Origin of the sequence: Microtetraspora sp. NBRC 13810 (genome assembly GCF_030268685.1) — a bacterium.
Taxonomy (GTDB): domain Bacteria; phylum Actinomycetota; class Actinomycetes; order Streptosporangiales; family Streptosporangiaceae; genus BSRQ01.
Genome location: NZ_BSRQ01000009.1, coordinates 108,488 through 123,053 on the forward strand (window position 1 = coordinate 108,488; position 14,566 = coordinate 123,053).

Below are 14,566 nucleotides of genomic sequence, written 5' to 3' on the forward strand. Positions count from 1 at the left end.
TGGCACCTCTTAGTACTTCAGCAGGTTGGCGTCGTCGACGGACGCGGACCTGCGGGTTCGGAAGATCGTCACGATGATGGCCAGGCCCACCACGACCTCGGCCGCGGCCACCACCATCACGAAGAACGCGATGATCTGACCGTCCAGGTTGCCGTGCTGGCGCGCGAACGTGACGAACGCCAGGTTGCACGCGTTGAGCATGAGCTCCACGCACATGAACACCACGATCGCGTTGCGCCGCACCAGGACGCCCACGGCGCCGATGGAGAACAGCAGCGCGGACAGCACAAGGTAATGCGTGGTCACTTGCCCTCCTCCTCGACCGCTTGCCTGATGGCGTCGGCGAGCTTGGCGTCCTCGGGGAAGTGGTCGTCGTCGACGTCGTGCCTGGCGATGACCCGGTTGACGGACAGCCTGGAGACCGAACCGTCGGGGAGCAGCGCCGGCATGTCGATGGCGTTGTTCCTGGCGTAGGTGCCGGGGCCCGGGAGCGACGGGGCGTAGCCGCTGAAGAAGCGGGCACGGGCCAGCTCCTTCTGGGTCGGCTTGGGCCGGACCCGCTCGCGGTGCGCGAGCACCATCGCGCCGAGCGCCGCGGTGATCAGCAGCGCCGAGGCCACCTCGAAGGCGAACACGTAGCGCGAGAAGATCAGCTGGGCCAGCGCGGGCACGTTGCCGCCCGCGGCCTGCGTCGCCCCCGCGAGACCGGCGGCCGGTCCGACGATCGTGTTGCCGATCGCGAGACCCACCAGCGCGGCGAAGGCGAGACCCGCCACCAGCGCCCAGAAGCGCTGTCCCCTGATGGTCTCCACCAGCGAGTCGGAGGAGTCGACACCGACCAGCATGAGGACGAACAGGAACAGCATCATGACGGCGCCGGTGTAGACGATGATCTGCACGGCGGCGAGGAAGGGCGCGTCCTGGACGGCGTAGAGCACGGCCAGCGAGAACATGACCACGCCGAGCATGAGCGCGCAGTAGACGGCCTTGCGGCTGAATACGAGCCCGAGCGCGGCGGACACGGACACGACCGCGAGCACCCAGAACGTGATGGTCTCACCCATTGTTGCGTCCCAGCCGGTAGTAGTCCTCTTCGGTCTCACCGAGGCGCATCGGGTGCGGCGGAGTCTCCATGCCCGAGGTCAGCGGGGCGAGCAGCATCTCCTTGGTGTAGATGAGGCTCTCTCTGCTGGAGTCGGCGAGCTCGTACTCGTTCGTCATGGTGAGCGCCCGGGTCGGGCACGCCTCGATGCACAGACCGCACAGGATGCACCGCAGATAGTTGATCTGGTAGGTGCGCCCGTAGCGCTCACCGGGAGAGAAGCGCTCCTCGTCGGTGTTGTCCGCGCCCTCGACGTAGATCGCGTCCGCCGGGCAGGCCCATGCGCACAGCTCGCAGCCGACGCACTTCTCCAGCCCGTCGGGCCAGCGGTTGAGCTGGTGACGGCCGTGGAACCGAGGCGCCGTGGGCCGCTTCTCCTCGGGATATTGAACCGTGATGGGCTTCTTGAACATGTGATGGAAGGTCACACCGAAGCCCTTGACGGGGTTGAGCCAATCAGTTGCTCCCACTGGGAACCTCCTTGCGCTCCGCACCGTGATAGTGCGGCAAGTCCAGCGGCGGCACCGGGAAGCCCCCCGCGTCGGGCGCGTCGCGCAGCTGGGCGAACTCGGCCTCCACCTGGGCCTCCCGGTCCTCCCTGCGACGCTGCAGCACCGTATCGAAGCGGAACCAGACCGCGATGCATCCCACCAGCACGATCGCCGCCAGCGTGTAGACCAGCGCCACCCTGTTGCTCTCGACCTGGAGCACCCGCATGGTCGCGACCAGCAGGATCCAGCCGAGGTTGAGCGGGATCAGCACCTTCCACCCGAAGGCCATGAGCTGGTCGTACCGGATGCGCGGCAGCGAGGCGCGGACCCAGATGAAGAACATGAAGACCAGCACCATCTTGATGAAGAACCAGAGCATCGGCCACCAGCCGACGTTGGCGCCGTCCCACAGGGAGATCGGCCACGGTGCCCGCCAGCCGCCGAGGAACAGCGTGATGGACAGCGCCGAGACCGTGAACACGTTGACGTACTCGGCCAGCATGATCAGGGCGAACTTCAGCGAGGAGGAGTACTCCGTCATGAAGCCGCCGACCAGCTCGCCCTCACCCTCGGGCAGGTCGAAGGGCACCCGGTTGGTCTCGCCGAGCATCGTGATCGTGTAGATCAGGAAGGACGGGAGCAGCAGGACGACGTGCCACGAGGGCAGCGGGATGTCCAGGCCGAACAGCCCGACGGTGCCGCCGTGCGCCTGCGAGGCGACGATCTCCGAGGTGGACAGCGTGCCCGAGAAGAGGAAGACGCCGACGAACGACAGACCCATCGCGATCTCGTAGGAGACCACCTGCGCGCTGGACCGCAGCCCACCGAGGATCGCGTACGGCGAGCGGGAGGACCAGCCGGCGAGGACGATGCCGTAGACGCCGATCGAGGCCATCGCCAGCACGAAGAGCACGGCGACGGGGAGGTCGGTGAGCTGGAGCGGCGTCTGGTGGCCGAACAACCACACCGACGGCCCGAACGGCACGATGGAGAAGGCCAGGAAGGCCGGCACCACCAGGATGATCGGGGCCAGCGTGTAGAGGACCCGGTCCACCGTGTTCGGGGTGAGGTCCTCCTTCAGGCCGAACTTCAGGCCGTCGGCCACCGACTGGAGCAGGCCGAACTTGCCCGCCCGGTTGGGGCCGTAGCGGTGCTGCATCCGCGAGATGACCTTGCGCTCGGTCCAGACTCCGAAGAGCACGCCGAGCATCAGGAACACGAAGATGAACAGGGCCTTGATGATGGAGATCCACAGGGGATCCTTGCCGAAGTCGGCCAGGCTCGGACCGTCCGGCGCGGCGGCGGCGAGCAGCGTAGGGCTCATGAGGCGCTCCCGATCTTGACGATGTCACCGGCCGTCGCGCGCAGGTCGCGGGTCACCGAGCAGCCGGCCGAGTTGGCCGGCAGCCAGACGACGCGGTCGGGGAGGTCCGCGATCCGGACGGGCAGGTGCACGGTGCCCTGCTCCGTCGTCACGCTGAGCTTGTCACCGTCGGCGACGCCGGCCTCGGCCGCGGTGGCCGCCGACAGCAGCGCCTCGACCGCCCGCGCGGTGCCCGCGAGGTACGGCTCGCCGTCCTGCATGCGGCCCTCGTCGAGCAGCAGGTGCCAGGTGGCCAGCAGCGCCTCGCCGGCGGCGGGCGCGTCCTGCGGACGGCTCGCGGCGTCCGGGGCGGCCGTCCTGGCGCCGCGCCAGGAGCCGAGCTCACCGAGCTCGCGGCGGGCGGCGGCCGGGTCGGGCAGGCCCAGGTGGACGTCCATGTGGTCGGCGATGGCGCCGATCGCGCGCAGGTCGCTCATCACGCCGGGGGCGGACAGCGCCGCCTCGAAGGTGCGCCCGCGGCCCTCCCAGTCGACGAAGGTGCCGCCCTTCTCGGACGTGGTGGCCACCGGGAGCACGACGTCGGCGCGGTCGGTGACCGCGCTGGCCCGCTGCTCCAGGCTGACCACGAACGGCGTGTTCTCCAGCGCGGCGAGCACGGCGTCGGGGTCGGGCAGGTCGTAGGGGTCGACGCCGGCGACGACGAGGGCGTCGATCTCCTCGTTCAGGGCGGCGGCGAGGATGCCGGAGGTGTCGCGGCCCGGGGTCTGCGGCAGGCTCGTGACGTCCCAGGCGCGGGCGACCTCGGCGCGTGCGGCGTCGTCGTCCACCGGGCGGCCGATCGGCAGCAGGCCGGGCAGCGCGCCCGCCTCCAGCGCGCCGCGCTCACCGGCCCGGCGCGGGATCCAGGCGATCCTGGCGCCGGTGGCGTCGGCCAGCCGTACCAGGGCGGAGAACGCGCCGGGGACCGTGGCGAGCCGCTCGCCGGCGAGGATGACCGCGCCCGGCTGCCTGAGCGCCTGGGCGGTGTCGCCGCCGTCGATCAGGTCGCCGATGGCGTCGGCCTCGCCGCCCGGCTGCACGCGCAGCAGGGTGCCGCCCATCTTGGCCAGGCCGTGGGTGGCGAACGGGGCGAGACCGAAGACCCGCAGGCCCCGCTTCTCGGCCGCCTTGCGCAGGCGCAGGAAGACGATCGGCGACTCCTCCTCGGGCTCGAAGCCCGCGAGGAGCACGGCCGGGGCCTTCTCCAGATCGGCGTAGGAGACTTCGATGCCGGTGCCCGCCACGTGGTGGGCGAGGAAGCGGGCCTCCTCGGCGGAGTGCGGGCGGGCCCGGAAGTCGATGTCGTTGGTGTCGAGCGCGATCCGGGCGAACTTCGCGTAGGCGTAGGCGTCCTCGACCGTGACCCGGCCGCCGACCAGCACGCCGGCGCGGCCCTTGGCGGCGGCGAGGCCGGCCGCGGCGGCCGCGAGGGCCTCCGGCCAGGAGGCAGGGACGAGCCGGCCCTCCTCGTCACGGATCAGCGGCGAGCGCAGCCGGTCCGGCTGGGTCGTGTAGGTGAACGCCCAGCGGCCCTTGTCGCAGTTCCACTCCTCGTTGACCTGCCGGTCGTTGCCGGCCAGGCGCCGGGTGACCTTGCCCCTGCGGTGGTCGGTGCGCATCGAGCAGCCGCTCGCGCAGTGCTCGCAGGCGCTCGGGGTGGAGACCAGGTCGAACGGGCGGGCGCGGAACCGGTAGGCCGCGCCGGTGAGCGCGCCGACCGGGCAGATCTGGATCGTGTTGCCGGAGAAGTAGGACTGGAACGGCTCGCCGTCGGCGGTCCTGACCTGCTCCTTGGCGCCGCGCTCGAAGAACTCGATGAGCGGGTCGCCGGCGATCTCGTCGGAGAAGCGGATGCACCGCGCGCACTGGATGCAGCGCTCGCGGTCGAGCAGCACCTCGGTGGACAGCGGGATCGGCTTCTCGAAGGTGCGCTTGTCCTCCTGGAACCGGGACTCGCCCTGGCCGTTGGACATCGCCTGGTTCTGCAGCGGGCACTCGCCGCCCTTGTCGCAGACCGGGCAGTCCAGCGGGTGGTTCATGAGCAGCAGCTCCATGACCCCGCGCTGGGCCTTCTCGGCGACCGGGTTGGTGAGCTGCGTCTGCACGACCATGCCCTCGGTGCACACGATCGTGCAGGAGGCGGCCGGCTTGGGCATGCCCTCGATGGTGACCAGGCACTGGCGGCAGGCGCCGACCGGGTCGAGCAGGGGGTGGTCGCAGAACCGCGGGATCTGGATTCCCAGCAGCTCGGCGGCCCGGATCAGGAGGGTGCCCTTGGGGACGCTGACCTGGAAGCCGTCGATCGTCAGGCTGACCAGGTCGACCGGCTGCTCCACGGGTCCCGGCGCGGGCGTTTGTACTGTCATGCGTTCCCCCACACAGTGGACGCAGCGGGATCGAACGGGCAGCCGCCGATCTCGAAGTGCTTGAGGTATTCGTCGCGGAAGTGCTTCACCGACGAGTGGATCGGGCTCGTCGCGCCGTCGCCCAGGGCGCAGAAGGAGCGGCCGAGGATGTTGTCCGCGATGTCGGTGATGGTGCCGAGGTCCTCTTCGGTGCCCTGGCCCTTCTCCAGCCGCTTGAGCACCTGCTTGAGCCAGTAGGTCCCCTCCCGGCAGGGCGTGCACTTGCCGCAGGACTCGTGCGCGTAGAACTCCGTCCAGCGCAGCACCGAGCGGACCACGCAGGTGGTCTCGTCGAAGATCTGCAGCGCCCGGGTGCCGAGCATCGAGCCCTTGGCGCCGACCGACTCGAAGTCGAGCGGCACGTCGAGGTGCTCGGCGGTGAAGATCGGCGTGGACGAGCCGCCCGGGGTCCAGAACTTGAGCTCGTGCCCGGCCCTGATGCCGCCCGCCATGTCGAGCAGCTCGCGCAGCGTGATGCCGAGCGGCGCCTCGTACTGTCCCGGCCGGGTGACGTGGCCGCTCAGCGAGAAGATGCCGAAGCCCTTGGACTTCTCGGTGCCCATCGACGCGAACCAGCCCGCGCCGTTCTCCACGATGCTGGGAACGCTGGCGATCGATTCGACGTTGTTGATGACAGTGGGGCACGCGTAGAGCCCCGCGACGGCGGGGAAGGGGGGCTTGAGACGAGGTTGTCCGCGATATCCCTCAAGCGAGTCGAGCAGTGCCGTCTCCTCGCCGCAGATGTAGGCGCCGGCGCCGCTGTGCACGACGAGCTCCAGGTCGTAGCCCGACCCGAGGATGTCGGTGCCCAGGAAGCCCCTGTCGTAGGCCTCCTGTACGGCGGCGCGCAGCCGGCGGATGACGTGGAGCACCTCGCCGCGCACGTAGATGAAGGCGTGGCTGGCCCGGATCGCGTACGACGTGATGATGACGCCCTCGACCAGCGAGTGCGGGTTGGCCATCATCAGCGGGATGTCCTTGCAGGTTCCCGGCTCCGACTCGTCGGCGTTGACCACGAGATAGTGCGGCTTGCCGTCGCCCTGCGGGATGAAGCCCCACTTCAGGCCGGTGGGGAAGCCCGCGCCGCCGCGCCCGCGCAGCCCGGAGTCCTTGACCGACTGGATGATGGCGTCGGGGTCCATCCGGAGCGCCTTGCGCGCCGCGCCGTAGTCTCCGTACCCGTCGAGGGTGAAGGAGTCGGGGCGGTCCCAGTTCTCGGTGAGGACCGGGGTCAGGGTGGTCATTCCGTCTCCTCCTTGGACGGCGCCTTCCAGCCGTTCGCGCGGGCGATCTTCAGGCCCTCCAGCGAGGGGCCGGCCGCCGAGGGGCCGTCACCGGCCAGGCCGTCGGGCAGGCCCGCGAGGACCCGCGACGCCTCCTTGAACGAGCACAGCTTCTTCGGCCCGCGGGTCGGCGAGATCTCCTTGCCGTCGCGCAGGTCGTCCACGAGCTGCTTGGCCGAGGCGGGGGTCTGGTTGTCGAAGAACTCCCAGTTGACCATCATCACCGGGGCGAAGTCGCAGGCGGCGTTGCACTCCAGCCGCTCCAGCGAGACCCTGCCGTCGGTGGTCGCCTCGTCGTTGCCGACCCCGAGGTGCTCGCTGAGCTCCTCCCAGATCTGGTCGCCGCCCATCACCGCGCACAGCGTGTTGATGCAGACCCCGACGTGGTATTCGCCGACCGGCCTGCGCTTGTACATGGTGTAGAAGGTGGACACGCCGACGACCTCGGCCTTGGTCAGCCCGAGCATCTCGGCACAGAACTCCTGGCCGTCGTCGGTGACGTACCCGTCCTCGGACTGCACGAGGTGCAGCAGCGGCAGCAGGGCCGACCGAGTCTTCGGGTAACGACCGATGATCTCTTTAGCGTCTCGTTCGAGACGCTCGCGAACTTCCGGCGAATATGTCACCGGTCGACACCTCCCATGACCGGGTCGAGCGAGGCGATCGCCGAGATCACGTCGGCGACCATGCCGCCCTCGCATGTCGCGGGCACGGCCTGAAGGTTGGTGAAGGACGGGTCGCGGAAGTGCACCCGGAAGGGACGCGTGCCGCCGTCGCTCACCACGTGCGCGCCGAGCTCGCCGCGCGGCGACTCGACCGAGGCGTACGCCTGGCCGGCCGGCACCCGGAAGCCCTCGGTCACCAGCTTGAAGTGGTGGATCAGGGCCTCCATCGAGCTGCCCATGATGTGCGCGATGTGGTCCGGCGAGTTGCCGAGGCCGTCGGGGCCGAGCGCGAGCTGCGCGGGCCAGCCGATCTTCTTGTCCTCGATCATGACCGGCTTGCCCTTGAGCTCCGCACCGGCGAGACGGTCGAGCGCCTGGGATATGATCTTGAGTGACTCTTCCATCTCGGCCACGCGCACGAGGTAGCGGCCGTAGACGTCGCACGTGCGCTCGACCGGGACACCGAAGTCGTAGGTCTCGTAACCGCAGTAGGGCTGCGACTTGCGCAGGTCCCAGGGCAGCCCGGCCGCCCGCAGGACCGGGCCGGTCACGCCGAGCGCCATGCAGCCGGTGAGGTCGAGGTAGGCGACGTCCTTGGTGCGGCGGGTGTAGGCGGGGTTCTCGTCAAGGAGCTTGCGCATCTCCTTGAGCCGGGTCGGCATGATCTTGAGGAACTCGCCGACCTTGTCGACCGCGCCCGCGGGCAGGTCGACGGAGACGCCGCCGGGCCGCACGTAGGCCATGTTCATCCGCAGGCCGGTGATGTACTCGAACAGGTCGAGCACCATCTCCCGCTCGCGCAGGCCGAACAGGAACGGCGTGGTCGCGCCCAGCTCCATGCCGAAGGTGCCGATGGCCACCAGGTGCGAGGAGATCCGGTTGAGCTCCATGAGCATGACCCGGATGGCCTGGGCGCGCTCGGGCACCCGGTCGGTGATGCCGAGCAGCTTCTCCACGGCCATGCAGTAGGCCGTCTCGTTGAAGATCGGCGCCAGGTAGTCCATCCGGGTGACGAACGTGGTCCCCTGGGTCCACGTCCGGTATTCCATGTTCTTCTCGATGCCGGTGTGCAGGTAACCGATCACCGAGCGGGCCTCGGTCACCGTCTCACCGTTCAGCGTGAGGACGATGCGGAGCACGCCGTGGGTCGAGGGGTGCTGCGGGCCCATGTTGATGACGAGGTGCTCGTCCTCGTTGCCCTTGACCTCGCTGACCAGCTCGTCCCAGTCCTGGCCGGTGACCGTGTAGACGCGGCCCTCGGTGGCCTCTTCGTACGAGGTGCTCATGCGTACGACCTCCTCTGGTCAGGCGCGGGGATCTCGGCGCCGCGGTACTCGACCGGGATGCCGCCGAGCGGGTAGTCCTTGCGCTGCGGGTGGCCGTCCCAGTCGTCGGGCATCTCGATCCGGGTCAGCGCCGGATGGCCGTCGAAGACGATGCCGAAGAAGTCGTAGGTCTCCCGCTCGTGCCAGTCGTGCGTGGGGTAGACCGACACCGTGGAGGGGATGTGCGGGTCGGCGTCCGGGCAGCTCACCTCGACGCGCAGGCGCCGGTTGTGGGTGATCGAGCACAGGTGGTAGACCGCGCGCAGCTCGGCGCCCGCCTCGTGCGGGTAGTGCACGCCCGACACGCCGAGCGACAGCTCGAAGCGCAGGCCCGGGTCATCGCGCAGGTGGCTCATGACGTCGGGCAGCCGCTCGCGCCTGATGTGCAGCGTCAGCTCGCCCCGGTCGACCACGACGCGCTCGATCGCGTCGGCGAGGTCGGTGCCGAGCACCAGCTCCAGCCGGTCGGTCACGTCGTCGAAGTAGCCGCCGTAGGGGCGCGGCGAGGAGATCTGCGGCGCCCGCCTGACGACCAGGCCGCCGTAACCGGAGGTGTCGCCGCTGTCGGCCGCGCCGAACATGCCCTTGCGGACGACCGGCTCCTCGGGCACACCGGGAAGGTTCTCGGACATCACTTGGCTCCCTGGTCGATGAGCGGGAGGGAGCGCAGCGCGCGCAGTTCGAGCTCGTCGATCTGCTTCGCGCGGTGAGCGCCGAACTTCGTGTTCTGGATCTTGTCGTGCAGCTTCACGATCGCGTCGATCAGCATCTCCGGCCGCGGCGGGCAGCCCGGCAGGTAGATGTCGACCGGCACCACGTGGTCGACGCCCTGCACGATGGCGTAGTTGTTGAACATGCCGCCGCTGGAGGCGCACACGCCCATCGCGATGACCCACTTGGGCTCGGGCATCTGGTCGTAGACCTGGCGCAGCACCGGCGCCATCTTCTGCGACAGCCGGCCGGCCACGATCATCAGGTCGGCCTGTCGCGGAGACGCCGAAGCGCGCTCCATGCCGAAGCGCGCGAGGTCGTGCGTGGGACTGCCGGTGGACATCAGCTCGATCGCGCAGCAGGCGAGGCCGAACGTGGCCGGCCACACCGAGTTCTTCCGCGCCCAGCCGGCCACTTGCTCGACCGTGCTGAGGAGGAATCCGCTGGGGAGTTTCTCTTCAAGACCCATTTCAGTCCCAATCCAGGCCCTTGCGACGCCACACGTACGCGTAGGCGACCAGGACCGTGACGATGAACAGCACCATCTCAACCAGCCCGAAGACGCCGAGCTGGTCGAACGCGACGGCCCACGGGTACAAGAAGATGATCTCGATGTCGAACACGATGAAGAGCATCGCGGTGATCATGTACTTCAGCGGGAAGCGGCCGCCGCCCACCGGCTGAGGCGTCGGGTCGATGCCGCACTCGTACGCGTCCAGCTTGGCGCGGTTCCACCGCTTGGGACCGGTGAAGGGCGCGATCGTCACCGAGAAGACCGCAAACCCCGCCGCGAGAACGGCGAGCACCAGGATGGGCACATAAAGTTCCATCGCTACGCGTCCTCTCCCATCTCCACGCGCGACGGCGCGCAGTCTGTGTTGGTGTGATGTGCAAGTTTATGCAGGTGGACCAGCATGTCCGCCCCCCGGAGCGCGATGTCTGTGGACGGTCATGCCGGCGGCGCGACCTTCGACAGGGCGTTGATGATCCGATCCGAGGCATCGCCCCGCCGGTCGGTGAGGTTACCAAGGACCTTGATGGCGAACCGCATCAGGCCGGGATGGGGCAGCGCGTGCCGCGTGGCGAAGCTCATGACCCCTGGCCGGCCGATGGCGTCGACGAACATCCTGCCGAGCGTGAAGTAGCCGCCGTAAGCGTCCTTCAGGACTCCAGGATATGCCCGGAGCAGCCGCTCCCGTTGCGCCGGAGTGCTCCGCGCGAGCGCCTGGACGATCGTCTCCGCCGCGATGTGGCCGCTCTCCATCGCGTAGGCGATGCCCTCGCCGTTGAACGGGTTGATCATGCCGCCGGCGTCGCCCACCAGCACCAGCCCGCGGGTGTAGTGCGGCTGCCGGTTGAAGGCCATCGGCAGCGCCGCCCCGCGCACCGGGCCGCGCATGTTCTCCTCGGTGAAGCCCCAGTCGGCGGGCATGTTCTTCGTCCAGCGGCGCAGCAGCGCGCGGTAGTCGATGTTCTTGAACGCGTCGCTGGTGTTCAGCAGCCCGAGCCCGACGTTGGCCGTGCCGTCGCCGACCCCGAAGATCCATCCGTAGCCGGGGAGCAGGGTCTGCTCGTCCCACAGCTCCAGCCAGATCTCCAGGAAGTCGTCGTCGTGGCGCGGGCTCTCGTAGTAGGTGCGCACCGCGACGCCGATCGGCCGGTCCTCGCGCTTGTGCAGGCCCATGCCCAGCGCCAGCCGGGTGGAGTTGCCGTCGGCGGCCACCACCAGCCGGGAGCGGTAGGTGACGGTCTCGCCGTCCTTCTTGGCGGTGACTCCGACGATGTGCCCGCTGCGGTCGTCCAGCACGGGGCCGGTGACGTTGACGCCCTGGAGCAGCTTCGCGCCGCCCCTGACGGCGTTGGCGGCGAGGATCTCGTCGAAGTCCTTGCGCACGCGCACCAGGCCGTAGTCCGGGAAGCTGGACAACTGCGGCCAGGGCAGCTCGAACCGCTGGCCGCCCCCGACGACTCTCAGTCCTCTGTTCCTGATCCAGCCTGGGGCGTCGATGTCGACGCCCATCGAGATCAGCTGTTTCACCGCTCGGGGGGTCAGGCCGTCGCCACAGACCTTCTCCCGGGGGAACGTGGTCTTCTCCAGGAGAAGAACGTCCAGCCCTGACTGGGCGAGATAGAAAGCGGCGGTGGAGCCGGCGGGCCCGGCGCCGACGACGATCACGTCGGCGTCGGTCTCAGCGGCTGTCCGCTGTGCGGCGGCTGGCTCGGTCACGGGACCTGTCCTGTCCTACACGCTCGACGGCCTCGGGATGTGGGGCCTTCGTTCCTTTGTGAACCTCTTCACAAACTTATCGGGCCGAAGTCTAACGCTTTTCCACCGCGAGGTGTCAGCCGGGCACCGGTAACGAAGCGTAACCTCTCCCACCGGTGACAGAGGGCCAGGTCACCGTGACGGATCGCACCATATTGTCGGATTCACCGACTTTGATCAACCCCTGAGCGGCTTCCACGCCCGGTGCAGCGCGACGATGCCGAAGGTGAGGTTGCGCCACGCGACCCGCTGCCATCCGGCCTGCCGGATCAGGGCCGCGAGGGCCGCCTGGCCGTGCCAGTCGCGGATGGACTCGGCCAGGTAGTGGTAGGAGTCGTCGTTGGACCCGACGACCTTGGCCACCTGGGGCAGCAGCTTCATCAGGTAGTTGGAGTAGACCAGGTCGAAGGACTTCACCGGCGGCCGGGAGAACTCGCAGATGACCAGCCGCCCGCCGGGCTTGGCCACCCGCAGCATCTCGCGCAGCGCGGCAGGCGTGTCGTGCACGTTGCGCAGCGCGAAGGAGATCGTCACCGCGTCGAAGACGTCGTCGGCGAAGGGCAGCCGCAGCGCGTCGCCGGCGACGAAGGTGACGCCGCGCACGCCGCCGCCGGAGAGCCCGGAGCCGCCGCGGCGGCGCACCCCGGTGCGCAGCATGCCGAGCGAGAAGTCGCACGCGATGCCGCGGGCGCCGAGGGTGGTGAACGCGTCGGTGGAGGTGCCGGTGCCGGCGCCGAGGTCGAGCACCAGCTCGCCGGGACCCGCGTCCACGGCCGCCGCGGTCGCCCTGCGCCACAGCCGGTCCTGCCCGAGGGAGAGCACGTCGTTGACGAGGTCGTAGCGAAGCGCGGTGCGATCGAACATCGCGGCGACCTCGTGCGGCTGCTTGTCCAAGGATGCGCGGGTCATACGGGACAGCCTAGGGCGTGGCCGCGGGTGACCTTCCAGGGCGGGCACGGCATACCCAAAGTAGCCATGCGATCACTTTCCGTCTGCTACCAATGGTGCAATGTTCGTCCCAACAGCAGCCATAACTCTCGCCTTCTCACTGGCGCAGGCGGCCGGGGCGGTCCCCGCCGGGGTCACCCCGCACGCCGGGGTCGTGTCGGCCGACCCGGTGGACCACACCCCGCACGTGCTCGACGGCGTCGTCAACGCCATCGCGCTGGTCGGCCGCACGGTCGTGGTGGGCGGCTCCTTCGGCGAGGTCAGCGAGGCGCCCTCGGGTCCCGTCACGCCGCGGGACAACCTGTTCGCCTTCGACGTGGTCACCGGCCGCGTCCTGCCCGGCTTCGCCCCCGAGGTGCACGGCCCGGTCACCGCGCTGGCGGCGGGCCCCGACGGCACGGTCTTCGTCGGCGGCGACTTCGTGTCCGTCTCCGGCGGCGGCTCCCGCGCCCTGGCCAGGCTGCGCGTCTCCGACGGCGCGCCGGTCCCCGGCTTCGCCCCGCGCGTCGTCGGCGGCGCGGTGCACGCCCTCGCCGTGCAGGGCTCGAAGCTGTACGCCGGGGGCGACTTCGTCCGGGTGGGCAACGCGGCCCGCACCGGGCTCGCCCGGCTGGACGCGGCGACCGGCGCGGTGGACCCGGACTTCGCGATCACCCCGGGACGCCCGCCCGCCGGCCGGATCAGAATTCACACCCTGGCCGTGAGCGGCGGCCGTCTCGCGGTCAACGGCGCCTTCGGCACGCTGAACGGGCTGGACCGGCCGCAGATCGGGCTCATCGACATCAAGTCGCGGATCGCCAAGGTGGCCGACTGGCGAACCGCGGCCTACGCGCCGAAGTGCAAGCCGGAGTTCCCCGTTTACGTACGCGGTATGGATTTCTCACCCGAAGGCGACTACTTCGTAGTGGTCACGACAGGTGGCTACGGCGGCGCGGCCAAGCTGTGCGACACGGCGGCAAGATTCGAAACTTTCTCACGGGGTGACAGCGTCAAACCGACGTGGGTCAACCACACCGGCGGCGACTCGCTCTACTCGGTGGCGGTCACCGGGGCCGCGGTCTACGTCGGCGGGCACCAGCGCTGGCTGAACAACCCCCGGGGTAACGACTCCGCCGGACCCGGCGCGGTGTCCCGGCCGGGCATCGGCGCGATCCACCCGCGCAGGGGCAAGGCCCTGAGCTGGAATCCGACCCGCGACCGCGGCGTCGGTGTCAAGGCTTTCCTTCCCCATCGCGGGGGTCTTCTGGTTGGGAGCGATACGACTCGTCTGGGTCGGGAGTATCATGCCCGGATCGGGATGTTCCCGCTTCCGTGATGCGCAGGCTCATGGCATCGCGCTGCTTGGACAGCAAGACGTAGCTCGCCAGACCGCTGAGCAGGAACGCAGCGATCAGCAGCCACAGCCAACTGCGCAAGCCCAGCACGTAGAGCACGCCGAGCGCGATGGCGAACAGGCCGATCCGGGAAGCGGTGTAAACGACAAGGGGACGCACAGCGTCGAGGTTACGACACTCTTCCCATCAGGTTGGAAGTCTTCGCATCTGGCGCGACCGCTGCTAGTCTTCCCCAACACCACCTTTTGCAAAGAAACACCCATGAGAGCCCCAAAGAGGCTCTATCATATAACAATCGGGCACTTGGCCTATAACAACCCGTGATCTTTGCTGAAAACCACGGATAAAACAGGCTTCGCTCGGCACACTGGTTACCTGTCCGCCCGCTGGCAGGAAGCGGGATGCGAGGGGGAGAGATTGTGGAGAGTAGCAGCGAGCGTCTGCTGACACCCGGAGAGGTCGCCGCCCTCTTCCGGGTCGATCCGAAGACCGTAACGCGCTGGGCGGCGGCCGGCCGCATCAGCAGCATTCGGACCCCCGGAGGGCACCGGCGCTTCCGCGAGTCGGAAGTACACGCCCTCCTTCGTGGCGAGGATGTCCTCACGGCCGACCGGCCGACCGGCGAGTCCCCGCGCGTCTGACGGCCCCGGCCGTCACGACGGTGATCCTGAGC

16 protein-coding genes are annotated in these 14,566 nt (G+C 69.2%); 2 read left to right on the top strand and 14 right to left on the bottom strand.

Features of this window, described 5'->3' with window-relative positions; translation table 11 throughout:
* Window positions 1-9: 9 nt before the first annotated feature.
* The 13 genes from nuoK to QSK26_RS19600 form a co-directional block, all read right to left on the bottom strand.
* Complete coding sequence (gene nuoK / locus QSK26_RS19540; RefSeq protein ID WP_285776614.1) at window positions 10-306, bottom strand: NADH-quinone oxidoreductase subunit NuoK; 297 nt, start codon at window positions 304-306, stop codon at window positions 10-12.
* Window positions 303-1,064: an NADH-quinone oxidoreductase subunit J gene (locus QSK26_RS19545; RefSeq protein ID WP_285776615.1), complete on the bottom strand. Its 762-nt coding sequence runs from the start codon at window positions 1,062-1,064 to the stop codon at window positions 303-305. Before QSK26_RS19545 ends, nuoK begins: the two co-directional genes overlap by 4 nt.
* Window positions 1,057-1,572 (bottom strand): NADH-quinone oxidoreductase subunit NuoI, encoded by a 516-nt coding sequence (nuoI, locus tag QSK26_RS19550; RefSeq protein ID WP_285776616.1) that lies wholly within the window; start codon window positions 1,570-1,572, stop codon window positions 1,057-1,059. The genes QSK26_RS19545 and nuoI overlap by 8 nt, the downstream gene beginning before the upstream one ends.
* On the bottom strand, window positions 1,559-2,917 hold the full coding sequence (gene nuoH, locus QSK26_RS19555; protein ID WP_285776617.1) for an NADH-quinone oxidoreductase subunit NuoH: 1,359 nt from the start codon (window positions 2,915-2,917) through the stop codon (window positions 1,559-1,561). Before nuoH ends, nuoI begins: the two co-directional genes overlap by 14 nt.
* Complete coding sequence (locus QSK26_RS19560) at window positions 2,914-5,322, bottom strand: NADH-quinone oxidoreductase subunit G (RefSeq protein ID WP_285776618.1); 2,409 nt, start codon at window positions 5,320-5,322, stop codon at window positions 2,914-2,916. Before QSK26_RS19560 ends, nuoH begins: the two co-directional genes overlap by 4 nt.
* Window positions 5,319-6,605: an NADH-quinone oxidoreductase subunit NuoF gene (gene nuoF / locus QSK26_RS19565; RefSeq protein ID WP_285776619.1), complete on the bottom strand. Its 1,287-nt coding sequence runs from the start codon at window positions 6,603-6,605 to the stop codon at window positions 5,319-5,321. Before nuoF ends, QSK26_RS19560 begins: the two co-directional genes overlap by 4 nt.
* Entirely contained in the window at window positions 6,602-7,270 is a 669-nt protein-coding gene (gene nuoE, locus QSK26_RS19570; protein WP_285776620.1) for an NADH-quinone oxidoreductase subunit NuoE, read from the bottom strand. Before nuoE ends, nuoF begins: the two co-directional genes overlap by 4 nt.
* Window positions 7,267-8,595, bottom strand: a complete 1,329-nt coding sequence (locus tag QSK26_RS19575; protein ID WP_285776621.1) for an NADH-quinone oxidoreductase subunit D — start codon at window positions 8,593-8,595, stop codon at window positions 7,267-7,269. The genes nuoE and QSK26_RS19575 overlap by 4 nt, the downstream gene beginning before the upstream one ends.
* Window positions 8,592-9,266 (bottom strand): NADH-quinone oxidoreductase subunit C, encoded by a 675-nt coding sequence (locus tag QSK26_RS19580; RefSeq protein WP_285776622.1) that lies wholly within the window; start codon window positions 9,264-9,266, stop codon window positions 8,592-8,594. The genes QSK26_RS19575 and QSK26_RS19580 overlap by 4 nt, the downstream gene beginning before the upstream one ends.
* Window positions 9,266-9,814: a NuoB/complex I 20 kDa subunit family protein gene (locus QSK26_RS19585; protein WP_285776623.1), complete on the bottom strand. Its 549-nt coding sequence runs from the start codon at window positions 9,812-9,814 to the stop codon at window positions 9,266-9,268. Before QSK26_RS19585 ends, QSK26_RS19580 begins: the two co-directional genes overlap by 1 nt.
* Window position 9,815: 1 nt before the next feature.
* Window positions 9,816-10,175 (bottom strand): NADH-quinone oxidoreductase subunit A, encoded by a 360-nt coding sequence (locus QSK26_RS19590; RefSeq protein ID WP_285776624.1) that lies wholly within the window; start codon window positions 10,173-10,175, stop codon window positions 9,816-9,818.
* A gap of 119 nt (window positions 10,176-10,294) precedes the next feature.
* A complete protein-coding gene (locus QSK26_RS19595; RefSeq protein WP_285776625.1) occupies window positions 10,295-11,572 on the bottom strand; it encodes a geranylgeranyl reductase family protein in 1,278 nt (425 codons plus the stop codon).
* A gap of 216 nt (window positions 11,573-11,788) precedes the next feature.
* Complete coding sequence (locus QSK26_RS19600; RefSeq protein WP_285776626.1) at window positions 11,789-12,520, bottom strand: demethylmenaquinone methyltransferase; 732 nt, start codon at window positions 12,518-12,520, stop codon at window positions 11,789-11,791.
* A 100-nt stretch (window positions 12,521-12,620) separates the two neighbouring features.
* On the opposite strand from QSK26_RS19600, the gene QSK26_RS19605 reads away from it, so the two are divergent.
* The gene (locus tag QSK26_RS19605) at window positions 12,621-13,874 is read left to right on the top strand and encodes a delta-60 repeat domain-containing protein (RefSeq protein ID WP_285776627.1); all 1,254 of its coding nucleotides are present in this window, start codon (window positions 12,621-12,623) and stop codon (window positions 13,872-13,874) included.
* On the opposite strand, the gene QSK26_RS19610 is transcribed toward QSK26_RS19605, so the two are convergent.
* Window positions 13,771-14,052, bottom strand: coding sequence for a DUF4229 domain-containing protein (locus tag QSK26_RS19610; RefSeq protein WP_352244357.1), 282 nt, complete (start codon window positions 14,050-14,052; stop codon window positions 13,771-13,773). The genes QSK26_RS19605 and QSK26_RS19610 overlap by 104 nt on opposite strands.
* Window positions 14,053-14,294: 242 nt before the next feature.
* On the opposite strand from QSK26_RS19610, the gene QSK26_RS19615 reads away from it, so the two are divergent.
* Window positions 14,295-14,534 (top strand): BldC family transcriptional regulator, encoded by a 240-nt coding sequence (locus QSK26_RS19615; RefSeq protein ID WP_185054627.1) that lies wholly within the window; start codon window positions 14,295-14,297, stop codon window positions 14,532-14,534.
* The last annotated feature ends 32 nt before the right edge of the window (window positions 14,535-14,566 follow it).